The sequence below is a fragment of the Corynebacterium sp. KPL2680 genome, assembly GCF_040225675.1.
Classification (GTDB): Bacteria; Actinomycetota; Actinomycetes; order Mycobacteriales; family Mycobacteriaceae; genus Corynebacterium; species Corynebacterium rhinophilum.
In genome coordinates this window covers 69,645-94,388 of the sequence record NZ_JBEHFM010000008.1, presented here as the reverse complement: position 1 = coordinate 94,388, position 24,744 = coordinate 69,645, and the positions used below count along the sequence as shown (strand labels likewise).

Below are 24,744 nucleotides of genomic sequence, written 5' to 3'. Positions count from 1 at the left end.
ATTTAAGTATGGGGCATGTGACTGGAACAGCCATGGAATCTGCCTGAAAGGTTGCTGCTAAGTGCTGTGAGTTAGGTGGGGAAGGGAGGCATCGGCAAGCGAAGCTTATAGGCGAGGCTATAAAAGCAGATAAAGGTGATCTAAACCATAGTTATTTCTGTAGGCTCGTCGTTATGGGTGCAGATGATGCTGCGCCATTTTTGCGAATGATGCTCAACAGAAACGAGGTGAGGAGCATGGCTCCTCTGATAGCCCCACCGCCAGCGAGCGATGAATCTGCCCCAACGGACGTGGACGTTCCTGGTACTTCACACGAACAGCGCGTTTCCGCTATCAAAGCTGCATTCATCGGCACGTTTATTGAGTGGTTCGATTATGCGGCCTATATCTATATGTCCGCGATTATCTCGCGCGTCTTCTTCCCAGAAATGGAAGGTCGCCGCGCGCTGATTTTGACCTTTGCGCTCTTCGCGCTGTCATTCCTGGTGCGCCCCATCGGCGGAATCGTCTGGGGTCATATTGGTGATAGGCACGGCCGCATCCACACGTTGACCTATTCCATCGTGCTGATGTCGCTGGCGACCGCCTGCATCGGTCTATTGCCTGGGTATGCCACCATCGGCTTTGCCGCCACGCTATTGCTCCTGCTGTGCCGCATGGTGCAAGGCTTTTCCGCCGCCGGTGAATACGCCGGCGCCGCCACGCACTTGGCTGAGATTGCCCCACCTGGGAAACGCGGGATTTATGCTGCGGTGGTGCCCTCGGCCACCGCATCCGGGCTGCTCTTGGGCTCGCTCATCGCGGCATTTCTTACTGGCGTGCTTGATGATGATGCCCTGCATTCCTGGGGCTGGCGCGTGCCCTTCCTGGTGGCGCTGCCGCTGGGCTTGTACGGGCTATGGATTCGCCACCACACGGAGGAATCCACCCGCTTTGAAAAGCACGCGGAAACCGAGCTTTCGCCCCTGCGTCAGGTGCTGAAATACCCCAAGGCCCTGGCCATTGCCTTTGCCGGCGCGGTGCTCAACGCGATTGGTTTCTACGTCATCTTGACCTACCTGCCTACCTATCTTTCGGAGGAGCTGGGCATGGCAGAAACCCCGGCGTTTATTGCTTCCTCGGTGGCCTCCGCGTTCTACGTGGGCTTCGCGCTATTGACAGGCCTGCTGTCCGATCGCCTTGGTCGGCGCACCACCATGCTGTGCGCCGCGCTCTTTATGGGCCTTGCCATCATTCCGGCATTCATGCTTCTCGATGGCGCAGGCATCCTGCTTGTCATCATCATTCAGGTGTGCCTGGGTGGGGTGCTGGCGCTTAACGATGGCGTCTTGCCCTCCTTCCTTTCCGAGCAGTTCCCCACGCACGTGCGCCTGTCTGGTTTCGCGTTGACGTTTAATACGGCCAATGCCATCTTCGGTGGCACCGCTCCGATGATCGCGACGTGGCTGATTGATACCACCGGAAATAAACTCGCCCCAGCCTTTTACCTTGTGACCGCTGCAATCGTGACGGGTACCGCCGTGCTCTTCGCGCCGCGCAAGAACGACCTGGTGGCATAGCCCTTACCCCGCCCCCAGAACCAGTAAAACGCCAGCGGCACCCGGTTCCTTTCGGTTCCGAGTGCCGCTGACGTCTCTCTCTACAAGGGTGTTTCCATGTATCGGTTTGCACCGCCCTCTGGAAACTGAGGGGTTCTCTCTATCTCTCTCGTATGCGCTCTCTCAAACGCATGATTTAAGTATGGGGCATATGGCTGGAACAGCAATGGAATCTATCTGATAGGTCGCTGAAAATTACTGAAAGTTTCCTGTGGGGATGAAGCTAATAAAATGAGACCGAAACAGATGCAACTTCTAAGCTATAGATCTAGCTAGACCAGTTGGCCCGAGAGCAGGAATAAGCTATACATTTTACAAATCCTCGGCTGGGGCTAGAAGTCTTATTTTCTGAGAAGACTATTCTGGGTAGAATCGCCATGTCTTCCCAGCTCCATTGCCGTAGGCTTCTAATGACTGAAGTAAAAGATCTAACTGTGAAGAGGCAAGCTTTAAGACGTCTTCAAGTAGGTTGGCTCTCACCAAAGCGCCATCACTGATGTCTTCAATAAAATAAGATTCCGATTGGGATGAAGCAATCGGAGCCGAGGTTAAATAAAGAATTTGATCATGGTACGCCTTTGAAACCTTTGGGGGCTGTACAAAAAAAGCACCGCGAATCAACTCACCTTCTCGCGATTCTAATTCAGAACAGATTTGGGCAGTAGCGGATCGAAGATATGAAGATGTTACTTTTATGGCTTCAATAGCTGAACCTATTGCATTGGAGAGTTCGAAATTTAGGAATGAAGAATTCGAGTAGGAAGCGAGGGTGCTTGAGTCCCCCGACCTTCGAAATAGAGGGTTTCCAGATGGTAGGTTTGCGGAATTAGAAAGTTCGTTAGCTAACCTTTCTTTCGCGAATTGGTTAAACCTTAAAATAGGTGAAATGTCTCTCAGGGATACGGAAGTTTGAACGTTTCCGAAGTTTATTGATTGAGAGGCTTTGTTAAGGCAATCTTCCGAACGGGCAATGAAATCATCGAATGATTTATAATTGTAAAGTGCTATACCTGCCGCTACGAATTGCCCATTTATTAGCGAAATTATATCACCGTCGGCAAAGGAGTAGTGGTCATTAAAAATAGAATTTACCCACCAAGAGGCGGGTACCACATCACCACTACCATAGGAGGCGCGCAAGTCTATCGATCCTGATTCCATCTTAGAAAAATGTAAAATCAAATCTAAATATGTTTTTGATGAAATGCCATTTTTTCCATGACTTAACTGGCAAATTTTAATGGCTGTTATAGCACGCATCTTTCGAATGGAGATGGAATCGGGGCTTCCAACTAAGTGTGCGTCTAGTACCAAGTCTTGGGTATTTTGTTCGACACTAAAACGGTCTAAATGCCCGAGAAATGTAGTAAATCCATAGGCCGAACCCCCGTCGTCAATGAACCGTTCGACTTCTTTTCTGTGATTGTAGATTAAATCTGAGGATAGTTTCCACTCTGGAATAGAATTCCCATCCAACGCGGATAATAGTTGATTCAGTTTATAAATAGACATTTATTATTTCTCCGTTTCTTCTTTCCGGGTGGCGCTTCCTCTATTTTTTGTTACAATAATTATTAAAAATATAGAAATTAGCGCAGTTATGATTAATATAGTATCTAGATTCCATGATCTAAATATATTGATGATTTGACTGTCGGGGTACCAAGGAACTCCATCCTCGCCGCTTTCTCCTGAGTATGCCGTGCCAATGAATGAAAGTGTCAGTGATACGAGTCCGGTAGCTGATAGGACGAAAAGGACAAATTCCATCACTCTATTAGATCGTCTGATCGGGATATCAGCTCTAGCGTTCAGAATGTTCTCTAACCGCGATAGTCGAGCTGAAATATTTTCTATAACCTGACGGTACCCCCAAGCCTCTAGAATATGATACACTGCTTCACGGTGGATGCTATTAGCTTCAGTTCCCAAGCGTTCAAAGAACATAGAGGCAACGGCTAGGTTATAGTTTATCCTTACTAAAGTTTCTAAAGCCTTGTCTTGCTCTGTCCTCCCCAATTTTACGTGACCTGCTCTGCGGAGGAGATCGATTGACTTAGTGTCAATATCATTTACAAAACACCACAGATACTGTGCAAACACGGCACTCTTTTGTAAATCTTGGAATTTATACTCGGACAAGGGTGACCAGGCGACGTTGTTTCCCCAGCTTATCTCCACGGTGACATCCGTATCTAATTTTACTCGTGTAGCGCTGTCTTCTTGTTGGAACCACGATTTGGGCACCGTTGTATCTCTTTCGGTGTCCATAGAAGTTGAGCCTTCCCGAGGGGGATTTTGGCCTAGGATGAGAGTTCTTCCGACCCAGCGAACTATATGGTTATGGTCTGCATAGTTGAGTTTACATATATCTTTCATTAAGTAACTGGTGGCTTCTTCAAATTGTGCTATGTCGAAGGCGGAAAAATATTGGAAGCCGTCTCTGTCAGACAACGCAGGCTCAGATAGCTCAATGAATGCTACGATGAAGTCCATTTCAAAGTGCCTGTATATATCGGCGGCCAGAATTTTAAATTTAAACCCTATTGGTCCTTCGGTTCCATCATCGTTTGAGCCGTGGTAGCGCTGATTTTCTAGGTATTCAAGTTTTCGTGCGGAAACATGCTTGGGGTTTCCCAAAGAAGTGAAGGGAGAATTTTGTTTTCTTCTTCCAGTGAAATTCTGGTGCAGCGTTTTTGTTTCTACGAATTTTCCCGGTTCGAGGAGGTTTTGGGGCGGCGAATATAAAATTGGCTGGTCCTCGGCGGCTCTTTGAACTGGGGCGACAAGCATGAACCGTTCTTTTCCGAGTTTGAGGGGTGGCATATCTTGGCGTTCGAAGGGAATATCCATTACTCCAGTCTATTTTATGCCATGAACGATTGCAGCTCGATTCACTTAGTCTTTGAGTCGTGCGATAGTGATTGACTAGACCGCAATTTTCCATCTTCCGGCTTAGGCGCTTACGCGTATTTGGTTTACATCTAGAGTATCTACGAAGCGGAAGTGTTCCTACGCAAGAGTATGTCGCCGCTAGAAGCATAATGGGTGGAGTTGGGGTGCTTTCACGAAAGCACCACTTGGCCGATAAGGGCAAGGGCGGCGGTAATAGCTACCACCGTGACAATGCGGTTAAGGCGCTTGGTATCGATGAAGTGGTTGAGGTAGTTGGCAATGAACAGGCCGATGACCATCAAGGGGCTATACGCCGCTGCGGCATAGACCTGCGGCTGGGTGACCTGGCCGCTAAAGCCCAGGATGAAAAGGGACATGACGGTACCGATCACAAAGGTTCCGGCGAGACTTCCGCGGGTGCGCTGTGGGTCAAAGCGCTTCATAATCAGCGCCATCGGCGGGCCACCGATGGAAGTAGAGGTTCCCAGGAATCCGGAGGTAAGCCCGGCCAGGACGGTATTGCGCTTGGTGGGCTCGGGGCTCCAGCCGAGGCTGGAGAGGGACATCGCCAAGAGCACCGCGCAGCCGATGAAGATGGAAAGGCCATCGTGCGAGAGAGAAGCGATCGCCCACGCGCCGGCAAACGAGCCAGGAATGCGGGCTATGACGGATATGCCAACTAGGCGCCATGAGGTTTCGCGGTACGTCCGCGCCAGCGTATAGATGGAAATGCACAGCGCGAGGAGCAAAATGAGCGTGGGGACTAAATCCGGGCGCAGGAGCGCGATGATGGGGGTGGCGATGGTGCCGAGCCCAAAGCCGATCGAGCCCTGAGTGATAGTGCCGACCAAAATGAGCACACCAATAAAGATGTAGACCCACGCGTCTGAAGAGATTCCCAAGAACATGATGGAAGGCAAGTATAGGGCACTTGGCCTAGAGCCGGGCGGTTACTTTCTCATTCGCTGCAATTTCATCCAGGCGGGACGCGGGGCAAAGTCCTGCGACGATGACGGCGGAGCCGCCGGCCGCTAAGGGCTCGAGGACGGCGCGGGTGAAGGAAGATTTATCGCTCCAACCGGTGGATAGCAGCCGCTCGGCGCCGCCGGGCGGGGTCACCAATTCCGGCAGGGGTTGGGTTTCACCAAAGTACTGATCTCCATAAAAACGGACGGTGGGGCCGAAGTCAATGGCACCGGTGGGCAGATCCCCGCCGGATTCGACGATGCCGCGGCCAAAGGGATCATCGCTGATGAGCACGATATCGGCCTGTGGCTGTCGCTCTTGGGCAGCGAGGTAGCGGGAGGGGGAGGTAAAGACGACATCGGCAAGCGCGGCCGATTCACCGAAATCAAAGGTGGGCCCGGCGGCAAGGGCGCCTAAGGCAATGACGGCGGCCTGCCACGAGGTGGGCACGTCGATGGCGATGGTGGAATCCGGCTCTAAGTCGAGCTCTTCTTCCAACATATTGGCGATCTTGGCCACCCAGTTATCGAGCGTCTGGGCGGAAAAATCCATGCGCGCGCCGGTGGATTCGTTATAAACAGTCAGCCGCGGGGTGGCGGCATCGGCGTTTAAAAGATGGGCGAGTAGTTCCATACCCGCCCATCGTAGGCCAGCCTGCTTAGTTCACGCAGCGCGGACCGTGGCCGCCGGCGTCGATTTCAGGCGCGACCTTGTTGGCACCGAAGTCATTGCCCGGTGTTCCTACCAGGTCGGTATCTTCTTCGGCTGCGGATTCCTCGGCGCTGGCCTCCTCATCGGAAGGGCCCTGGTAATCATCGGTGGCCACGACGAGCAAGGTATTGTCATCGAGCTGCGGATTTTCTACCACAGGAAGGCCACCGAGCTTTTCCGCCAGCTTCTTGGCATCTTCGCTCTCCGGGTCTGCGGCCACGACCTGGGACTCGGAGTAGATACCGGGCTGGGCGTTGGCGGAGCGCTCAACGGTATAGCCGGTGTTTTCCAGCCAGGTGCCAATGCCAGCGGCCAATCCATCGATATTGCCGGCATTGAGGACGTGGACCTCGTTATCGGAGTTGATATCGGCATCGTGCTCCGGCGCGTTTTCGGAGTTTTCCTCCTTGTTGGCCGCGTCCTCTTCGGCTTCCTCGTGCGACATGGCCAGATCCTCCATGAAGCGGTGGACCTCATTGGTATCGATGGTGACGATGGATTCGCCGTAATCGCCGCGGCCATCGATAGAAGTGACCGGGATAGTGGTGAAGGTGACATTGCCGCCGGCCAGGCCGGCCAGCTGGGTGACAAAGCCCATGATGTCCCAGCCATCATCGATGACCACGGAGCGCTCCACAGCCTTCGCAATCTTGGATAGCTTGGACGGGCTGGTCAGCGTGTCATTATCGAGCACCTTATTGACCAGCGAGGCCATATACGCCTGCTGGCGCACGATGCGGTCAAGGTCACCGCGCGGCAGGTTATAGCGCTGGCGCACAAAGGTCAGCGCCTGCGCGCCATCGAGGGTCTGGGTGCCCTTATGGAAATTGGCGCCGGACATCTCGTCCTCAACATCCTCGTTGAGGCACACCTCGACGCCGCCGACGGCATCAGTAAGCAGCGTAAAGCCCAGCAAGCCCACCTCGGCGTAGTGGTCAATGGACACGCCGGTCAGGGAGTGCACCATCTTGAGCAGGCCTTCGCGGCCGGCTTCCACGCCGTGCTTTTCGATGTCCTTATCCGAATACGGTTTCTTTTCGCCCTGCGCCTCCGCCTGGGCGTTTTCCTGCTGGAGCTGTTGCACCTTGTCGTTTTTGTGCGAGGCGTAGACGGCATTGATCTTCATATTGCCGTAGTCCGGATCGTTGACATAGGTATCGCGCGGAATGGAGACCGCGGTAGCGCGCGAGCCGTCTTCTGGAATGCGCACGAGCATGATGGTGTCGGTATTTTCCTCGCCCTCGGCAACGCCGGCGTGGAGATCCGCCAGCTCCTTTTCGGAGAGCGGATTGCCCTGGGCATCGGTACGCGAGTCCTTGCCCACGAGCAAGATATCGGCGGCGCCGTCCAAGGAAGGATCGGATAAACCATCCTCGCCCAAAGATAGGTCCGAGGCGGAGGACATGCCCGTATCCAGGCGCCCCACCGTGGCATAGCCCACGCCGGAGACAGCTAGGATGAGGGCAGAAATGACGGCCACGATGGTTTTGGTGGCCGTGGAACCCTTTTGCTTAACCGCGCTAGCGGCAGAGGGCGCGGGTTGGATATTGCGCGCCCGGCGAGTGTTCTCAGAAGTCACAAGTGAAGGCTTTCTACTTTCCGGGGATCTGGAGATAGTTTAGGGGAGATCTCGCCGAAATTAGGGATCCGTGACCAGTTTCGCGTGTTTGAAACAGTGTCTGTCTCCTGACGTGGCCTCTGGCATGACTAAGCTTGGGGCCCATTGTGACTACTGAAACTACAGCTCCGCTCGCCGTTATCACCGTGACCTACAACCCCGGTGAGTACTTGGCGCGCTTTATAGACTCCCTGCCGGACGCCGGTGCTAACGGCACCCAGGTGGTGCTGGCGGATAATGGTTCGACCGACGGTATCCCGGAAGCCGCCGCTGCGGAAGAAGAGGACGTGCACTTCCTCGATACCGGCGGCAATATCGGCTACGGCGCCGGCATGAACGCCGGTGCGCGGTGGGTGCGCGAGAACCAGCGCGTAGATGATGAGTTTTTCCTTATCTCTAACCCGGATGTCACCTTTAGTGAAGGCGCCATTGACCAGATGATCGCGTGCGCACGCCGCTGGCCGGATGCCGCGGCGGTAGGCCCGCGCATCGTGGAACCAGATGGCAGCAACTATCCGTCTGCCCGGTCGGTGCCCAATATATCCACCGGCATCGGCCACGCGCTGTTTTCTAACCTATGGCCCTCTAATCCGTGGACACGCACGTACCGCAACGATGCCGATATGTCCGTCCAGCGCCCCGCCGGGTGGTTATCCGGATCCTGCCTCTTGGTGCGCTGGGAGGCCTTCGATGCCATCGGCGGTTTTGATGAGCGCTACTTCATGTATTTGGAAGACGTGGACTTGGGCGATCGCTTCGCGCGCGCCGGGTATCAAAATATTTTCTGTCCGGAAGCCGTCATCAGCCACGCCAAGGGGCATTCCACCCAGGCGCACGCCGGGGCGATGCTGCGCGCGCACCACAGTTCCGCGTATCGCTTCCAGGCGGACCGTCACCCGGCGTGGTGGCAGGCCCCGCTGCGCGCCGCGCTGTGGCTGGGATTGCAGGCGCGGGGAGCGGTAACGGCCGCACGCGCCAGCACGGCCAAAGATTCGGAGGCCTGAAGCGCGTGCCGTTGACCTGGTTTCTGGCCGCGGCCGCATACACTGACCTTCGAAAAACCTCAGAATAAGATTGTCTGCATACAAAGGATGACTATGACTGAAGCAGCCACCACTCATGGTGCCACCACCGATGCGGTGATTTTGGTGGGCGGGCGCGGTACCCGCCTGCGCCCACTGACCATTGGTACGCCCAAGCCCATGCTGCCGACGGCAAATTACCCGTTCCTGCAGCACCTGCTCGCCCGCATCAAGGCCGCGGGCATTGAGCACGTGGTGATGTCCACCTCGTATAAGGCAGAGGTTTTCGAGGAATACTTTGGCGATGGATCCGAGCTCGGCCTAGACATTGAATACGTGGTGGAAGAAACCGCGCTGGGCACCGGCGGCGGTATCCGCAACGTCTATGACAAGCTGCGCAATGACACCGTCATGGTCTTCAACGGCGATGTTCTTTCCGGCATGGATCTAGAGGGCATCTTGACCACGCACCACAACAAGGGTGCCGATGTCACCATGCACCTGCTCAACGTGGCGGATCCGCGCGCCTTTGGCTGCGTGCCCACGGATTCTGAGGGCCGGGTCACGGCCTTTTTGGAAAAGACCGAGGATCCACCAACCAACCAGATCAATGCCGGTTGCTACGTCTTTGACCGCTCCGTCATCGAGTCCATCCCTGCAGACCGCGTGGTCTCGGTAGAGCGCGAGACCTTCCCGGGCTTGCTTGCCGATGGCCGCTTGGTCGTCGGCCACGTCGATAACTCCTACTGGCGCGATATGGGCCGCCCGGATGACTTCACCCGCGGCTCCTCCGACCTGGTGCGCGGCATCGCCCCATCGCCGCTGTTGGAGGGCCGCACCGGCGAGTCCCTCGTGGAATCCTCTGCGGGAATTGCCGGCGGCGTGCTGCTGCTATCTGGCACCGCGGTGGGCCGCGGATCCGAGGTGGGTGCGGGCTCCCGCTTGGAGGGAACGGTGGTCTTTGATGGCGTTCGCATCGAACCGGGCGCCATCATCCACAACTCCATCATTGCCTCGGGCGCCCACATCGGTGCCAATGCGGTCATCGAAAACTGCGTCATCGGCGAAGGCGCCCACGTGGGTGCCCGCTGTGAGCTCGTGGACGGCATGCGAGTCTTTCCCGGCGTGACCATCCCGGATGCCGGCATTCGCTTTAGCTCCGACGCCTAAAGCGCCCGCCGCCTTCCTTCCGCACCGCCTGCAGCTCGGTAACGCCGCGCGGTGTGGAGGGCTTTGTGATCCCTGCCCGGTCGAGATTTGGGAGACACGCCGAAAGTTCCTGAAAATTGTTGACAGAAAAACCGGGTACCACTATATCTAGTACCCCCTACCTACACCCCCGGATGGCACCGGGTGTTACTAATGTGACGGATGGGGATCGTGTGCAGCGTTTTTGCGATAAAGCGCGAAAAAGGCACTAATTCAGGTTGACGATATTTAGTGATCCGGTGTGAAATTACATCAGTGCAAGAAACGGCGACCGACGCACTTGTTTTCACGGATTGGTTCGCGGATTGACGGCGATTTAGCCGCACTTCAGCCTCGTGTACAGTCGGTTGCACTGATTAGGATTACCCAACCTCGGAGAAAGGAAAAGGCGTGGACAAAATGGCTAATAACAACGCCATTCTCCGTGGCGGTGCTGCTGCAGAGGTATCGCTCGATGAACTCTTCGGTGCCGTCGAGCAGGAGTGGCAGGATCAAGCGTTGTGTGCGCAGACGGATCCAGAGGCATTCTTCCCTGAAAAGGGAGGTTCCACCCGTGAGGCAAAGCGTATCTGCCAAGCCTGCGCGGTGCGCGATGAATGCTTGGAATACGCGCTGGAGCACGATGAACGCTTCGGAATTTGGGGCGGGCTTTCGGACCGCGAACGCCGTCGCCTTAAGCGCGAGATTGGTTAATTAAGTTGTGTGCTCTAGCCCTTGGCTGCGCCCCCTGAGTGGTGCGGTCAAGGGCTAGAGTTTTCTTTGTGGTGCGAAAAGGTGTCCCTACCAGCTATAGCGCGGGTCTACCTCCTCTGGGGCGAGGTTTAAGTAATTGGCCACCAGGGCGGTAATGACCGTGCCGAGGAGTTCCGCGCGCTCGGCGGAGGTGACGGCACGCTGCTCAATGGGCATGCGGAAGATAACGAGCCGGGCGCGAGTGGGGGTGCCAGCAGGGTCGACACCGGCGGGCACGATGCGGCCGAGCGGCACTGGGCCATCAGCAATGATCTCATCTGGCAGCACCGTCATATCCGCCGAAAGTCGCATGCGCGGGATGGTATCTACCGCAAGGTCGAGCCCGCGCAATTGCGGGGCGAAGGCGTGCTGAATGGGTGCGTAGGCCTCGAGGACGGCGGCATCGAAGAGCTCGCGGGCGCTGCGGTAGCGCGGGGTTTGCTGCGGTAGCAAGGGCCCGTGCAGGCCGCGCCCGTGGCGGTCGCGGGCGGGACGAATATGCGGGCGGGGGCGAGCGGCGGTCATGGCGTTGATTCTAAAGCTCGGTGGCGGCGCAATAAGTGCAGCCACGCCGGGGAAGTACTATCTAAATCTCAACCAAGGGTTTAGACTATTGTCCGTGACTGAATCTCGCCATTGCTCCCGCCCAGGCTGCGGCCGACCCGCCGTGGCGACGTTGACCTATGCATATGCGGATCAAACCGCAGTGGTTGGTCCGCTGGCAGAAGAGGATAACCCGCATAGCTGGGATCTGTGCAGCACCCACCGCGACCGCATCTCTGCGCCGGTGGGGTGGGAGCTGGTGCGCGTAGACCGCATTGAGCTGGACGAGGATGATGACCTTATGGCACTGGCCCAGGCGGTCAAGGAAGACGGCAGGGTAACAACGGGGCTTGTCGATGACCGCAGCGCCGGCTCCGGGGCAGATCCCATCGATTACACCGCCACCTTCGATGGCGCTGATCCTGCCAATTCTAATCACCCGGTATTTCGCACTCGCCGCGTGGCCTATGCCAAAAAGGCCCGCCGCGCTCACCTGTCCGTCGTTCCCGATGCGCACAGCGAAGATAATTCTGCCGAGAAGCAGGACATGGACACCGAGTCTGATTAAAGCAAGGGCGCTGAGCACAGCGCCTGAGAAAGCTCGCGCTAGCTAGCTGCAGACACGGAAGGAGCACTGCGCTAGTTGCCCGCAGGCGGGGAGTATTATTGCGAGGTATGCGAACTCGTGAGCATCTTGATGCAGTGATTAAGGCCTATGACGTCCGTGGCGTGGTGGGCGAAGATATCGATGAAGACTTCGTGCGCGATACTGGCGCCGCTTTCGCCGCAATCCTGCGCGAAGAAGGCGAAAACACCGTGGCCGTAGGCCACGATATGCGCCCGTCTTCTCCCGCGCTGGCGCAAGCCTTTGCTGAGGGCGTGGTGAGCCAAGGCCTCCACGTGACGCTTCTGGGGCTTACCTCCACCGATGAGCTCTACTATGCCGCGGGTTCTATGGAGTGCGCGGGCGCGATGTTTACTGCCTCCCACAACCCGGCGAAGTACAACGGCATCAAGCTCTGCCGCGCCGGTGCCGTCCCCGTTGGACAACAGACTGGGCTGGAAGAGATTAAGCAGATGCTTATCGATGGCACCCCAAACTACGACGGCCCCAATGGTGCTATCGCCGAGCAAGAAATCCTGACCGGATACGCGGACTTCCTGCGCCACCTCGTGCCGCTGGAAGAATCCAAGCCGCTGGTCGTGGCCGTCGATGCCGCCAATGGCATGGGCGGGCACACCGTCCCGGCCGTCTTTGATGGCCTGCCCTTCGATGTCCGCGATCTTTACTTTGCGCTCGATGGCACCTTCCCCAACCATGAGGCGAACCCGCTGGATCCCAAGAACCTAGAGGATCTGCAGAAATTCACCGTAGAGCAAAAGGCCGATATCGGCCTTGCCTTTGACGGCGACGCAGACCGTTGCTTCGTGGTGGATGAAAAGGGCCAGCCGGTATCGCCGTCTGCCATCTGTGCGCTGGTGGCTAGCCGCTACTTGGATAAATTTCCAGGCGCGACCATCATCCACAACCTAATTACCTCCAAGACGGTGCCGGAGCTCATCGCGGAAAAGGGCGGTACCGCAGTGCGCACGCGCGTGGGTCACTCCTTCATCAAGGCTCAAATGGCCGAGCACAGGGCGGCCTTTGGCGGCGAGCACTCCGCGCACTACTACTTCCAGGAATTCTGGAATGCCGATTCCGGCATGCTGGCCGCCATGCACGTTCTGGCCGCGCTGGGGCAGACGGATAAGCCGCTTAGTGAGCTCATGGCGGAGTACTCCCGCTATGAGGCCTCCGGGGAGATCAACTCCACCGTGGCGGATCAACAGGCCGCCACCCAGGCGGTACTCGATGAGCTGGCGGATAAGATTGAATCCGTCGATGAGCTAGATGGCGTTACGGTCGAGCTCAAGGGCACGGATGCTTGGTTTAATGTGCGCGCTTCCAATACCGAGCCGCTGCTGCGACTCAATGTTGAGGCGAAGACCTCCGAAGAGGTGCAGCAGATCGTAGACGAGGTCCTCGCCATCATCAGGCGCTAATTACTGAATTACTGCGCGCGGGAGTGGGCGACCATGTCTTCCCACTCCACGTACTTCTTTCGCTCGCGGCCTTCGCGCTCGCCCAAAGCGCGCTCAGCGGCATCGAGGCGCTGCCAATCCTGCCACGTGAGGTAGTCGATGCCCTTATCTGCGAAGGCCTCGGTGATATCGCCGGCGGTGGGGGACGGTAGGGTGCCCGCGGCGGCATCATCAAGCAGCATGCCAATGGTTTCACTGGCATCGGACTTGGTATTGCCAATCAGGCCCACGGGCCCGCGTTTTACCCAGCCGGTGGTGTAGAGGCCGGGCACGATGGCGCCCTCTTCGTCGATGACGTGGCCGCCGTCATTGTTGATAACGTTTTTCTCGCTATTAAATGGCACGCCATCCACGGCGTCTGAGCGATAGCCCGTGGCAAAGTAGACCGCTTGCACTGGCCACGTGGTGAATTTACCCGTCCCGCGCACGCTGCCATCGCCGGTCAGCTCTGTGCGCTCCGTTTTGATCCCGCTGACTCGGCCGTTCTCACCGAGGATCTCCACCGGCTGCTCGAAGAGGTGGATCTGCAGCGTATGCGGGGCCTGTTTGGGATCGCGAATGGCATATTGCTCAAGAACCTGGCACACCAAATCCGTAGACTTGCTGGAAGCGCGAGCCTCTAGCGAGGCCTCGTCGTAATCAATATCTTCCGGGGAGACGACCACATTGATGTTCTCCGAATGGTCGAGCTCTTTGAGCTCTTGCGGGGTGAACTTGGCTTGGGCGGGCCCGCGGCGCCCGAAGACGCGTACGGTTTCTGCCTTATTTTGTGCCAGCGAATCGTAGACATTATCGGCGATTTCGGTCACCTTGAGTTCATCGCCCGTCTTGGCCAAGATGCGTGAGACATCCAGTCCCATATTGCCCACGCCGATGACGGCGACCTCGCTGGCGGAGAGATCCCACTCGCGCTCAAAGCGCGGATTTCCGTCATAAAAGCCCACGAACTCACCGGCGCCGTGCACTCCCTGCAGTTGTGCACCAGGGATATCGCGGTGGCGATCGCCTACTGCGCCGGTGGCGAAGACGACGGCATCGTAGTGCTGCTGGAGCTCGTCTACGGTGATATCGCGGCCGATGTGCACGTTGGTAAGCAGGCGAATCTGCTCCGTATCTAAGACGCGGTGCAAGGATTTAATGATGCCTTTAATACGTGGGTGGTCAGGGGCCACGCCGTAGCGGATGAGACCGAAGGGCGCGGGCATTTGCTCAATGAGATCGATGCGCACGTTTCCGCCGGTCTTTTTCACCAGAATGTCGGAGGCGTAAATGCCGGCGGGGCCGGCACCAATGACGGCTACGTTTAAGGGTTTATCTGACACGGTAAATCTGCCTTTCTAGTGTGCGTATTCTCCCGCGGCGATGCGAGGAGGAAATGGAGTCCTCAACGGATATGCGCAAATAGACTGAGTGGTCTATTTCCGGCAGGTGAGTACGGAATTTCTCTTAACAGAGTGAACCGTATGGTCTGTTTGCGCACAAGTGGGATAATTAGATTCTTTATTAAATGCCTTTAATGCGCTGGTCACGGCGCTGGCGAAGGTGAAAATAAAACAGACCGCTTTGTATGCGATCTGTAGACGGGTAGGTTTTCCTTCAACGCTTTGAAAGGGAGGTCTACACCACATTATGGCTACCGCAACGACGACCAAACGCAAGCCACGCGCCAATAAGCCCGAGGGCCAGTGGAAAATTGACGGTAAGGAACCGTTGAATAACGATGAGGCCATCAAGCAGGACGATGGTGGTCTCTCAGCCAAGCAGCGCGTAATAGACATCTACTCCAAGCAGGGATTTTCCTCTATCCCACCGGAGGATTTAGCGCCGCGCTTTAAGTGGTTGGGGCTGTATACGCAGCGCAATCAGAACTTGGGTGGGGAGATGACCGCCAAGCTGTCCAATGCAGAATTGCAAGATGAATACTTCATGATGCGCGTGCGCTTCGATGGCGGCCGTGCTGATCCGGCCAAGCTGCGCGCGGTGGGAGAAATCTCGCGCGATTATGCTCGCTCTACCGCGGACTTTACAGACCGGCAGAATATCCAGCTGCACTGGATTCAGATCGAAGACGTACCCACCATCTGGGACAAACTCGAATCCGTGGGCCTGGGCACCTTGATGGGGTGCGGCGATGTGCCCCGCGTCATTTTGGGCTCGCCGGTCGCGGGAGTGGCTGAAGATGAGATTATCGATGCCACCCCAGCTATCGAGGAAATCAAGAATAATTACTTACCGCGCGAGGAGTTCCATAACCTTCCCCGCAAGTTCAAAACCGCTATTTCCGGCAATGCGCGCCAGGACGTTACGCACGAAATTCAAGACGTTGCCTTCGTAGGCGTCAACCACCCCGAATATGGGCCCGGCTTCGATTGCTTCGTGGGCGGGGGACTGTCCACCAACCCCATGCTCTCGCAGTCATTAGGCGCGTGGGTGCCACTCGAGCGCGTTCCGGAAGTATGGGCCGGCGTGGTCAGCATCTTCCGCGACTATGGCTTCCGCCGCAACCGCAATCGCGCGCGCCTGAAGTTCTTGGTGGCTAAATGGGGCATCGAAAAGTTCCGCCAAGTGCTCGAGGAGGAGTACTTGGACAAGCCGCTGGCCGATGGCATCCCGCTCGAGGTCAATCCCGGCAGCCGCGATCACCTAGGTGTGCACAAGCAAAAGGACGGCAAGTTCTACGTTGGCGTGAAACCCACCGTGGGCCATGCAACGGGCGAACAACTCATTGCCATTGCTGATGTGGCAGAAAAGTTCGGCATCTCGCGCATCCGTACCACCCCGATGAAGGAATTGCTCTTCCTCGATGTGGAGGAAGACGATATTCCGGCGCTCTCGCGCGCGCTGGATGAAACGGGCCTGTATTCCCAGCCCACGGAGTTTCGCCGCGGCGTCATTTCCTGCACTGGTCTGGAATTTTGCAAGTTGGCGCACGTGACCACGAAGGCCCGTGCCATCGAATTGGTGGACATCCTCGAAGACACCCTGGGGGATTTGGATGTACCCATTTCCATCGCATTAAACGGCTGCCCGAATGCGTGCGCGCGCTCCCAGGTATCCGATATTGGGCTCAAGGGCCAGATCGTCACGGATGCCGATGGCAACCGCGTCGAGGGCTTCCAAGTCCATTTGGGTGGCGCCTTAGGCCTTTCCCCTGACTGGGGCCGCAAGCTCCGCGGACACAAGGTCGTGGCCGATGAGGTCCCAGACTACGTCATACGGCTGGTCAATAAGTATAAGGAACAACGCGAAGAAGGCGAGCAGTTCCGCCACTGGGTACTGCGCGCCGAGGAGGAAGATCTGCAGTGAATTTTCGCCGTAAGCCTAACCCCAATCGCAATCACCCCACCTTTTGCCCCTACTGCGCCGGCACCGATCTCTTCCCGGATGAAGAAGACGACTTTGCCTGGAATTGCCAGGAATGCCTGCGCGTATTTTCGGTCCGCTTCCACGGACAAGACGATGCCCCCGTAGCACCGGCCCCAGCAGTCTCTTCCACCGAGGCCCTGCAGCGCTCCCTAGCCCGCCGCGGACACTCCACGGCTCCAGTGGATTAAGGATGCACCATGACCGCACTCATTACCTTGTCCCACGGCTCGCGCCACCCGGGCGCCGCCGCCGGCGTTGAACAGCTCACCCAGGCCGCTGCCGCCGCGATTCCAGACCGACCTGCTTATCGTGCGGCACACCTGGAGTTCAATACTCCCGATCTCACCGCCGCTGCGGTCGATCTCGCTCGTTGCGGGGAGGATACGGCCGTAGTCATTCCATTGCTCTTTACGCAGGGTTACCACCAGCGCGTTGACGTTCCCCGGGTTATCGCTGCGGCCGAACAGGCTTCAGGCCTGCGCTTGGTGCAAGGTGAGTGCTTGGGCGGAGGGCGTGCCGTACCAGATGTGGGCAGGCGGGAAGCCGCTGAAGCCGAATTGGCGGCGGTGCTCGCGGCACGCGCCAGGTCTGGGGATACCCACCACGTCATCTACTCCGTTGGTTCCTCTGCTGCTGCGGCCAATGACTCCGTCCGCCGACTTGCGGCTCAGGTATCCCGAATCACCGGCGTTCCCGCTACGGCCGCATTTGCCACCCGCGGTGGCAGCAATGACATTCATGCATTGGCAAGAAGCACTGCGCGAATGCGGGTTATCCCGCTGTTTGTTACCGCAGGACTGCTCCTTAAACCACTGTCATCTACCCCCAGCAATGTCACCGTCGATCCCGTTCTGGGTACCGACCTAGCTGGTATCGTTGCTGCTCACTATCACATCGCCCAGGAGGTCGGTGTTCCATGCTAACCCTTATTTTAATCGCCGTGGCCGGTGCGGCCGCTCAGCTTGTCGATGGCGGCATCGGCATGGGCTTCGGCGTCACTTCAACCACCATCCTCCTCCTAGCAGGCCTAGGACCCGCCCAAGCCTCCGCCGTAGTTCACACCGCGGAACTGGGGACGACTGCAATGTCTGGCCTCAGCCACGCTCGGTTTGGCAATGTGGATTGGAAGACCGTCTTCCGGCTGGGCGTTCCGGGTTCTATCGCGGCGTTTATCGGCGCCACTGTGCTCTCCAATATCTCCACCGATGCGGCTGCTCCCATTACCGCGCTCATCTTGGTAGCCATCGGCAGCAACCTCATCTGGCGCTTTTCCCGCCCGCGCCGGGCGAAGTTTGTGCAAAAACGCAGCCATTCCACCCCATTTTTGATTGGCCTTGGTTCCGTCGGCGGATTCGTCGACTCCACCGGTGGTGGTGGCTGGGGTCCGGTGTCTACCTCGACGCTTATGGCAATTGGCCGCGAGCAGCCTCGCCGCATCGTCGGCACGGTAAATACCGCCGAATTCCTAGTCACACTGGGGGCCACCCTCGGTTTCGTCGTTGGATTGTGGCAGGATATCGTCGCCAACCTCTCCGCCGTGTTGGCCCTGCTCATCGGTGGTTCCATTGCCGCGCCGATTGCGGCATGGGTGATTTCCCGGATTGAGCCGGTCGTCCTCGGTGGCCTCGTGGGTACGGCTATCGTGGCGCTGAATATCGGCAAGGTCTTAGGCGGGCTAGAAACCTACTTCGGGCTGACGGTGCCGGGCTCCGTCTCCCCGCTGCTCATGGTCATGATTCTCGTCGTGGGTATTTCCGCCACCATCCACGGCGCGCGGGCTACCCGGGCTGCTCGCGTAAGGGAGCTGGAAGCCGAGAACGCCGAGACCAAGGCACACGCGGAATTTCATGCCGCAGGCTTTGCGCACAACGCTGCCGGTGCCTCCAAGGACGTGAGCATCGTGGAGGACTCCGCACCGCAGGCGGATAAGGCCTAATCCCCGGCTGGGTCGAGGCCGGCAACCTCGCCAATGACATAGACGGCGGGGGAGGAGACATTATGATCCTCCATCGTCTGCGCAAGTTGCGCTAGTTCACAGCGAAATTCCCGCTGCGTGTTCAGGGTGCCCTCCTGGATAATCGCGCACGGTGTCGAGCCAGCGAGCCCGCCGTCTTGCAATGCCCTGGCAATCGCCGGGGCATTTTTCACACCCATGATGATGGATAAGGTCGCGCCGGACTGGGCCAGGGCGTGCCAATCCACGAGGGACTTCTCGTGCCCGGGAGGCAGGTGGCCCGATACAACGGTAAAGCCGTGAACCATGCCGCGCTGGGTGACAGGGATGCCAATACCTGCGGGCACGGAAATGGCGGAGGTCACCCCTGGGATCACGGTGGTGGGGATAGATGCCTGGGTTAGGGCCTGTACCTCTTCAAAGCCGCGGCCGAACACGAAAGGATCGCCGCCTTTGAGCCGCACCACCTTCTGCCCGGCTTGAGCGTGCTCGATGAGCAGCTCGTTGATCTTGTCCTGGGTGATCGACTTTTTGTAGGGCAGCTTGGAGACATCGATAAGCTCCTTTGCGGAAATATCGCAGAGCTTATCCAACTGCGGGGCAGGGCCTAGGTGATCGGTCAAGATGACCTAGGCCTCCTGTAAGGCGCGCATGCCGCGAACCGTAATCAGGTCCCACGCGCCGGGGCCGCCACCGATAAGGGATACGGGATGAATCTGTACTGACGTCATGCCGCACCATCTTAGTGGGAGCCAGACTATGCTAGAGCGATATGGATAACGGTTTCACTGATGGTTCCGCCTATGACACCGAAACGGTGCGATTTTTTGATGTCGCCCACGAGGGCGCGCAGATTCGTCTGCTCGCCGGACAAGTGGAGCGCTGGGGTGAAATCTTAAACGGGCTCAACCCGCGCTCCCTGGTCATATTGCCCACCGACGCCATCGCCCGCGAGGCAGCGCACCTCGGAGTCGGCTTGGCCGAACCACTGCGCATTCCCTTGGTGGTGACGGAATCGCTGCCGCAGTACGTGGGCGCGCTCGATATCGTCGTAGCGGTAGGCGAGCCCGCAGAATGCGATTGGGCCTCCCGCGCGCTCATTGCGGCAAGCCAGCGCGGCGCCACCACCATTCTGGTGGGCCCGGCAAGCGGCCCCCTGGTAGAGGATTGCCCGGAAGACACCCTCATTGCCCCGTCGCTTCCCACCGCGGAGGGCTGCTCGCCGGCGCGGTTTATCACTGCCCTGTACGCGCTGTGCAGCATCGTGCATACCTCCCCACACGCGGTGCGCGAGGAGCTAGAGGACCTCGCCGCCGCCGTGGACCGCGAAATCGAGCAGCTTTCTCCAGAGCGCGATGATGCCATCAACCCGGGACGGCAGCTGCGCGAATACGCAGAGGGCGCGCGGATTATCCATTCTTGCGTTATCGATCCCTATGCGTATGCCGAGCGTCGCGAGCGCGTGCACATCGATACCCTGGTCGCCCGCATGGCCGCGACTATCTGGGCCGTGCACGGGCTGCCCGGGACCTTCGTCGAGCCCGCTGACCTGAGTGGCGCACTCGATCGGGGTACCGAATCCAGCACGGCGTCCACGCCTGCCGATGACCTTTTCTACGATCCCTTCATCGACGGTGCTGGCGCGGAGGCACCTTTGATACCCTTAAAAGTGATTTTCTGGGGGCAGGAAGAGGCGAACCTGCCCAACTCGCTTGCAGTCCGCAGCACCGACCCGGAACCGGGCCTTGGGCACCTTGCCCGCTCGCTGCAGCTTATTACGCGGAGTTTTGCCGCGACCGCCTACGAGATTTCTAAAGGATAGAAATAAATGCAATTACTGGAAGGCGCAATCCGCAACTATTCGTGGGGCTCGCGCACCCTCATCCCTGAGCTGCGGGGCGAAGAAGCCGCAGGAAAGCCGGTAGCTGAACTCTGGTTTGGCGCCCACCCAGGCGATCCTTCCACGGTGGATGGCCAGCTTCTCAACGAGGTGATTGCGGAGGATCCAGAAGGCCAGTTGGGTACGCGAGTCTACAAAGAATACGGCGAAAAACTGCCGTTTTTGTTGAAGATTCTCGCCGCCGAAGACCCGCTATCTTTGCAGGCCCACCCCTCCAAGGAGCAGGCCGAAGAGGGCTTCTCCCGCGAAAACGAGGCGGGTATTGCCCTGCAGGCCGCAAATCGCAATTACAAGGACGATAACCACAAGCCGGAACTTATCGTGGCGCTCTCGGATTTCTATGCCATGGCCGGGTTCCGTCCCCTGGCACAAACCCGCGAGCTCTTTGCCGCCTTGGAGTGCCCAGAGCTTGAGCGTTATCTTGCCATGCTTGACGATGACCCCGCGGAATCCTCCGAATCCGCCAACCTCCGGGTGCTTTTCACCACGTGGATTACCATCCCTTCGGCCAAGCGCAAGGAGCTTATTAAGGCCATCGTTGCCGCCGGCGAGCGCCTGATTTCCGCCGACCCGAAGGATTGGAAAGCGCGGGTCATGGCTACGGTGGTGGACCTTAATGATCGCTACCCTGGCGATATTGGCGTGCTTGGCGCGCTCTTGCTCAACCACATCGAGCTTGCCCCAGGCGAGGCCGTCTACCTCGACGCTGGGCAGCTTCACGCGTATGTCTCCGGACTTGGCGTAGAAATAATGGCCAATTCCGATAACGTCTTGCGCGGCGGATTGACCCCGAAATTCGTGGATGTGCCGGAGTTGGTGAAGGTCCTGACCTATGCGGCCGCCAATGAGCCGCGGGTGCAGCAAAAAGATAAGCGGAACCAGGATAACGTCCATGGTGCCGAGGCTTGGTCCTATCCGGTGCCCATCGATGAATTTCTGCTTGATCGCGCCGAGCTCGGGCCCGATTCTTCTGTCGACCTCGATTATGACGGCCCCACCATCGCCTTGTGCACCGCTGGTTCCCTCAACCTTCGCAATGCCGCGGGCGAGGAATTGATCCTTTCTCCGGGCCAAGCCGCATGGCTGCCGGCCTCCGACGGTGTGGTTACCGCCCAAGCTCACGCTGTACATGAGTCAAGTCCTGAGGGCTGCACGGCGCAATTATTCGTCGCCCGAGTCTAATAGGCCTTATAACTGTGCCCCCTTGCTAGAAAATCCCAGCAAGGGGGCACTTTTAGGTGCTGGCGGCATTTGGGCCGAGGCTAACTCCCTGGTACCAGTTGCGCTAGCCGCATAGAGGACTTAGCGCGCAGCGGAAGATCCCGCGGCAGAGCTTCCCGTTGCAGGGAGATCCGTGGGCTCTTGGTTTCCCGTCTGTTGCGTAGTGGCAGGCTTCCCGGTTGCTTCCGGCTCGGCGTGGGATTTATTTTTCGCCTGCGGTGCGCTAGAAGGCGCGCCCGTTCCCGCACCGTGTCCCTCTGTGGTGGCATTACGAGCAGACGGGGTGCGCTGCGCGCTCCCGTTGGTATATGACTTTTGTGGGGCCTGCGTTGATGGCGGCTCCGGGTTATCGGATCCGGCTGGCTCTACCGGTTTTCCGGACTCTCCACCCTGATCACTTTGACCTGGCTTCCCCTCGCTTGGAGCAGAAGATGGAGCTGGTGAGCTTGGTGCCGGGGAAGACGGTGCTAAGTTATCCGGCTTGCTGGGATTATCCGGCGCTGCCTGCATGGTGCCGGCACCGTTACCATTCTGCGGAGCCTGGCCGCCCTGGGCGGACGGGGCGTTATTAGCGGAAGCGTCTGGAGAGTAGACATTTCCGGGGCGGTACACCTTGGTAGGGCGGGTAGCCGCGTGGGGATGCGTGACGGCATTGGGCGCCAAGTATGGGTCCGTCGATTGCGGGCGCTGATGGTCCGATTCACCAGCGCCTGAATTAGACTCTGCGGAGGTGGAGTTTTCCGGCGAAGGCTTCTTATGTGTCGACGATGTCGTCGATTCTTCAGCGGAAGTATTTTTTGGTGCCACGCTAGAGGTAGGGGACTCATTCGCGGCGTTGGAGTAACGGGCGCTCGGCGTGCTCATGCGCCACACGCCCACTCCCACGACGACGGCGGCGATAAGGCCGAGCACGATGAACACGTACACGCGACGTGAATCTGGCTTCATCGTGCTCTCCTTTCTTAGTTACATAGGGTGGGTAACAAGTTGATAACGAGAGTATCATGCATTGGAATTTTCGCGACAGCCTTTAGAATCCGTGATATGTGAACAAAGCTCAAATGGGAAAGTGGATTTTCAATGCAATCCTTTTCATGCCCGATTTTTCTGCGCCGCAAAAGCGTGTATAAATGGCGCTAAACCCGTCGAAGGAGTGAGAAATGAGCAGCTGGGACGAAGAGATTTTTAGCACCGATCTCAACGTGGATTTTCTAGATGAATTGGCAAACCTCGATGAAGAAGGGGTAATCCGCGCAGTACAGGATGCCTGCGAGGTGGCTCGCAGCAAGAACGATTTAACCGAGGAAGAACAGCTCAACGCCCACGCTGCGGCCACGATCGCCGCCATTTGGGCAGGCGCGCCGTTCAGCGCCAGCGAAACCGTTGAAGACTACCCCTATATTAGGGACTTGGTGGGAACCGTTGACGATACCCTGACCGAAAATGCCCTTGAGATCCTGGATACCGTCGAAGGAGACTACGACGTGGAACCGTTTATCGAGGCACTTTCTTAAAAACCACCTCCCTCGGTGCCGCTGGCGCCGCCTAGGAGCAGAAAGGATTCTGCATATCTCACCATGCTTATAAGCATTGAAGGCATTGACGGCGCCGGAAAAAATACACTTGCGACCGCAGTGCGGGACGCCCTCCAAGTCCCAGTAAAAACCGTTTCCTTTCCGCGTTATGAGACCTCCATCCACGCGCAACTTGCGCGCGAGGCGCTCTACGGAAAGATGGGCGACCTTACGGATTCGGCCTACGGTATGGCCACGCTTTTCGCCCTCGACCGCTTTGGGGTAAAAGAGGAATTGCTGGCGGCGAAGCAAACGCGCGAGGTAGTGATCTTAGACCGCTATGTAGCCTCCAACGCTGCCTATTCCGCAGCCCGGTTGCGCGACGATAGCCTCTTCCAATGGGTCTATGACCTAGAATTTGGCACCTTGGGCCTGCCACAAGCAGACCTGCAGGTGTATGTGGATACGGCGGTGGAGGTGGCATCGGCAAGAGCGCAGTCCCGAGCCGCCAGTGATTCCACCCGCGAGCGCGACCACTATGAACGCGATGGGGGATTGCAGGAGCGCACCGCCGCCGCTTACCGGCGCCTAGTCGAGTCCGGGTGGGGCGGGCGCTGGATCGCCACCGCCGATGCGGATACTATTACGGCAGCAATAGATGACCTTGTAGGAGATTAAAACGTGGCGCCAACGATTTTGGTTGTGGATGATGATCCAGCGATCTCGGAAATGCTGACCATTGTCCTTGAATCTGAGGGACTCAATCCCGTCCCCGTCATGGATGGCAACGATGCCGTTCCTGCCTTCCGCCAGCACGAACCGGATCTCATCCTTTTGGACCTCATGCTGCCGGGTATGAATGGTGTGGATATCTGCCGCACCATCCGGCGCGAATCCGCGGTGCCCATTGTCATGCTTACCGCCAAGACCGATACCGTGGATGTGGTCTTAGGCCTTGAATCTGGCGCGGATGACTACATCACCAAGCCCTTTAAGCCGAAAGAGCTCATCGCCCGCATTCGGGCGCGCCTGCGCCGCACTGACTCCGCGGAACCGGAAACCCTTGAGGTTGCCGATCTGGTCATCGACGTGCCGGAACACACGGTGCGCCGTACCGATGGCACCGAATTAAACCTGACCCCGCTGGAGTTCGATCTCCTGCTGGAAATGGCGCGCCACCCGGGGCAAGTGCATACTCGCGAATCGCTGCTGGAATCCGTCTGGGGCTACCGCAATGCCTCCGATACTCGTTTGGTTAACGTGCATGTGCAGCGCCTGCGCGCCAAGATCGAGCACGATCCGGAAGATCCGCAGATCGTGCTGACGGTGCGCGGCGTGGGGTATAAGACCGGCAAGGCCGGTGCCGGGGAGTAAGGAAACATCAGAATTCTGGACCGCGTGCGGCGCATTCGT

24 protein-coding genes are annotated in these 24,744 nt (G+C 57.8%); 15 read left to right on the top strand and 9 right to left on the bottom strand.

Translation table 11 applies throughout. The features are described from left to right. Positions 1-236: 236 nt before the first annotated feature. Entirely contained in the window at positions 237-1,559 is a 1,323-nt protein-coding gene (locus tag ABRP66_RS05845) for an MFS transporter (protein WP_349838438.1), read from the top strand. A 396-nt stretch (positions 1,560-1,955) separates the two neighbouring features. On the opposite strand, the gene ABRP66_RS05840 is transcribed toward ABRP66_RS05845, so the two are convergent. The 5 genes from ABRP66_RS05840 to ABRP66_RS05820 all read right to left on the bottom strand — a co-directional run bounded on the left by ABRP66_RS05840 (position 1,956) and on the right by ABRP66_RS05820 (position 7,749). Then, a complete protein-coding gene (locus tag ABRP66_RS05840) occupies positions 1,956-3,110 on the bottom strand; it encodes an aromatic amino acid lyase (RefSeq protein WP_349838437.1) in 1,155 nt (384 codons plus the stop codon). A gap of 3 nt (positions 3,111-3,113) precedes the next feature. After that, the gene (locus ABRP66_RS05835; protein WP_349838436.1) at positions 3,114-4,451 is read right to left on the bottom strand and encodes a hypothetical protein; all 1,338 of its coding nucleotides are present in this window, start codon (positions 4,449-4,451) and stop codon (positions 3,114-3,116) included. 212 nt (positions 4,452-4,663) lie between these two features. Then, positions 4,664-5,401 carry a sulfite exporter TauE/SafE family protein gene (locus ABRP66_RS05830; RefSeq protein ID WP_349838435.1) on the bottom strand — a complete coding sequence of 246 codons (738 nt, stop codon included), beginning with the start codon at positions 5,399-5,401 and terminating at the stop codon, positions 4,664-4,666. 28 nt (positions 5,402-5,429) lie between these two features. After that, positions 5,430-6,092 carry a TIGR03089 family protein gene (locus ABRP66_RS05825; protein WP_284849888.1) on the bottom strand — a complete coding sequence of 221 codons (663 nt, stop codon included), beginning with the start codon at positions 6,090-6,092 and terminating at the stop codon, positions 5,430-5,432. A gap of 25 nt (positions 6,093-6,117) precedes the next feature. Then, the gene (locus ABRP66_RS05820) at positions 6,118-7,749 is read right to left on the bottom strand and encodes an LCP family protein (protein ID WP_284781770.1); all 1,632 of its coding nucleotides are present in this window, start codon (positions 7,747-7,749) and stop codon (positions 6,118-6,120) included. Between the two features lie 134 nt (positions 7,750-7,883). Here ABRP66_RS05820 and ABRP66_RS05815 point away from each other — a divergent pair, with 134 nt between their 5' ends. The 3 genes from ABRP66_RS05815 (at position 7,884) to ABRP66_RS05805 (ending at position 10,712) form a co-directional block, all read left to right on the top strand. Continuing rightward, positions 7,884-8,792, top strand: coding sequence for a glycosyltransferase family 2 protein (locus ABRP66_RS05815; protein ID WP_284781769.1), 909 nt, complete (start codon positions 7,884-7,886; stop codon positions 8,790-8,792). Positions 8,793-8,885: 93 nt separating this feature from the next. Beyond that, complete coding sequence (manB, locus tag ABRP66_RS05810) at positions 8,886-9,980, top strand: mannose-1-phosphate guanylyltransferase (protein ID WP_284609975.1); 1,095 nt, start codon at positions 8,886-8,888, stop codon at positions 9,978-9,980. Positions 9,981-10,418: 438 nt separating this feature from the next. Next, a complete protein-coding gene (locus ABRP66_RS05805) occupies positions 10,419-10,712 on the top strand; it encodes a WhiB family transcriptional regulator (RefSeq protein ID WP_005277485.1) in 294 nt (97 codons plus the stop codon). A gap of 87 nt (positions 10,713-10,799) precedes the next feature. On the opposite strand, the gene ABRP66_RS05800 is transcribed toward ABRP66_RS05805, so the two are convergent. Then, complete coding sequence (locus tag ABRP66_RS05800; protein WP_284785068.1) at positions 10,800-11,276, bottom strand: metallopeptidase family protein; 477 nt, start codon at positions 11,274-11,276, stop codon at positions 10,800-10,802. Between the two features lie 94 nt (positions 11,277-11,370). On the opposite strand from ABRP66_RS05800, the gene ABRP66_RS05795 reads away from it, so the two are divergent. Beyond that, the gene (locus tag ABRP66_RS05795; protein WP_410758107.1) at positions 11,371-11,862 is read left to right on the top strand and encodes a DUF3499 domain-containing protein; all 492 of its coding nucleotides are present in this window, start codon (positions 11,371-11,373) and stop codon (positions 11,860-11,862) included. A gap of 107 nt (positions 11,863-11,969) precedes the next feature. Next, positions 11,970-13,337: a phosphomannomutase/phosphoglucomutase gene (locus tag ABRP66_RS05790; RefSeq protein WP_284849889.1), complete on the top strand. Its 1,368-nt coding sequence runs from the start codon at positions 11,970-11,972 to the stop codon at positions 13,335-13,337. 8 nt (positions 13,338-13,345) lie between these two features. On the opposite strand, the gene ABRP66_RS05785 is transcribed toward ABRP66_RS05790, so the two are convergent. Further along, positions 13,346-14,698 (bottom strand): FAD-dependent oxidoreductase, encoded by a 1,353-nt coding sequence (locus ABRP66_RS05785; protein WP_349838434.1) that lies wholly within the window; start codon positions 14,696-14,698, stop codon positions 13,346-13,348. 307 nt (positions 14,699-15,005) lie between these two features. On the opposite strand from ABRP66_RS05785, the gene ABRP66_RS05780 reads away from it, so the two are divergent. From ABRP66_RS05780 to ABRP66_RS05765, 4 genes are read left to right on the top strand one after another with little or no spacing between them, the layout of a single operon-like run. Next, positions 15,006-16,682: a nitrite/sulfite reductase gene (locus ABRP66_RS05780; protein ID WP_284770033.1), complete on the top strand. Its 1,677-nt coding sequence runs from the start codon at positions 15,006-15,008 to the stop codon at positions 16,680-16,682. Then, positions 16,679-16,930: a hypothetical protein gene (locus tag ABRP66_RS05775; RefSeq protein WP_005277497.1), complete on the top strand. Its 252-nt coding sequence runs from the start codon at positions 16,679-16,681 to the stop codon at positions 16,928-16,930. Before ABRP66_RS05780 ends, ABRP66_RS05775 begins: the two co-directional genes overlap by 4 nt. Before the next feature lie 9 nt (positions 16,931-16,939). Further along, positions 16,940-17,665: a sirohydrochlorin chelatase gene (locus ABRP66_RS05770; RefSeq protein WP_284849891.1), complete on the top strand. Its 726-nt coding sequence runs from the start codon at positions 16,940-16,942 to the stop codon at positions 17,663-17,665. Beyond that, a complete protein-coding gene (locus tag ABRP66_RS05765) occupies positions 17,659-18,678 on the top strand; it encodes a sulfite exporter TauE/SafE family protein (RefSeq protein WP_284849892.1) in 1,020 nt (339 codons plus the stop codon). The genes ABRP66_RS05770 and ABRP66_RS05765 overlap by 7 nt, the downstream gene beginning before the upstream one ends. Here ABRP66_RS05765 and cobA read toward each other — a convergent pair. Next, complete coding sequence (gene cobA, locus ABRP66_RS05760) at positions 18,675-19,322, bottom strand: uroporphyrinogen-III C-methyltransferase (protein WP_349838442.1); 648 nt, start codon at positions 19,320-19,322, stop codon at positions 18,675-18,677. The two genes, ABRP66_RS05765 and cobA, sit on opposite strands and share 4 nt — an antisense overlap. Positions 19,323-19,468: 146 nt before the next feature. Between cobA and ABRP66_RS05755 the strand changes: the two genes are divergently transcribed. Together ABRP66_RS05755 and manA are read left to right on the top strand one after the other, a co-directional pair. Beyond that, complete coding sequence (locus ABRP66_RS05755) at positions 19,469-20,518, top strand: exopolyphosphatase (RefSeq protein ID WP_284849894.1); 1,050 nt, start codon at positions 19,469-19,471, stop codon at positions 20,516-20,518. Positions 20,519-20,524: 6 nt separating this feature from the next. Further along, a complete protein-coding gene (gene manA / locus ABRP66_RS05750) occupies positions 20,525-21,778 on the top strand; it encodes a mannose-6-phosphate isomerase, class I (protein ID WP_284849895.1) in 1,254 nt (417 codons plus the stop codon). Between the two features lie 120 nt (positions 21,779-21,898). Here the strand turns inward: manA and ABRP66_RS05745 are convergent, their stop codons facing one another. Next, a complete protein-coding gene (locus tag ABRP66_RS05745) occupies positions 21,899-22,765 on the bottom strand; it encodes a hypothetical protein (RefSeq protein WP_284849896.1) in 867 nt (288 codons plus the stop codon). A gap of 212 nt (positions 22,766-22,977) precedes the next feature. On the opposite strand from ABRP66_RS05745, the gene ABRP66_RS05740 reads away from it, so the two are divergent. The 3 genes from ABRP66_RS05740 (at position 22,978) to mtrA (ending at position 24,705) form a co-directional block, all read left to right on the top strand. After that, on the top strand, positions 22,978-23,331 hold the full coding sequence (locus ABRP66_RS05740; protein WP_239269408.1) for a DUF4259 domain-containing protein: 354 nt from the start codon (positions 22,978-22,980) through the stop codon (positions 23,329-23,331). Between the two features lie 63 nt (positions 23,332-23,394). Then, a complete protein-coding gene (locus ABRP66_RS05735) occupies positions 23,395-24,009 on the top strand; it encodes a dTMP kinase (RefSeq protein WP_284770026.1) in 615 nt (204 codons plus the stop codon). Between the two features lie 3 nt (positions 24,010-24,012). After that, positions 24,013-24,705 carry an MtrAB system response regulator MtrA gene (gene mtrA / locus ABRP66_RS05730; RefSeq protein WP_284770025.1) on the top strand — a complete coding sequence of 231 codons (693 nt, stop codon included), beginning with the start codon at positions 24,013-24,015 and terminating at the stop codon, positions 24,703-24,705. Positions 24,706-24,744 lie beyond the last annotated feature (39 nt).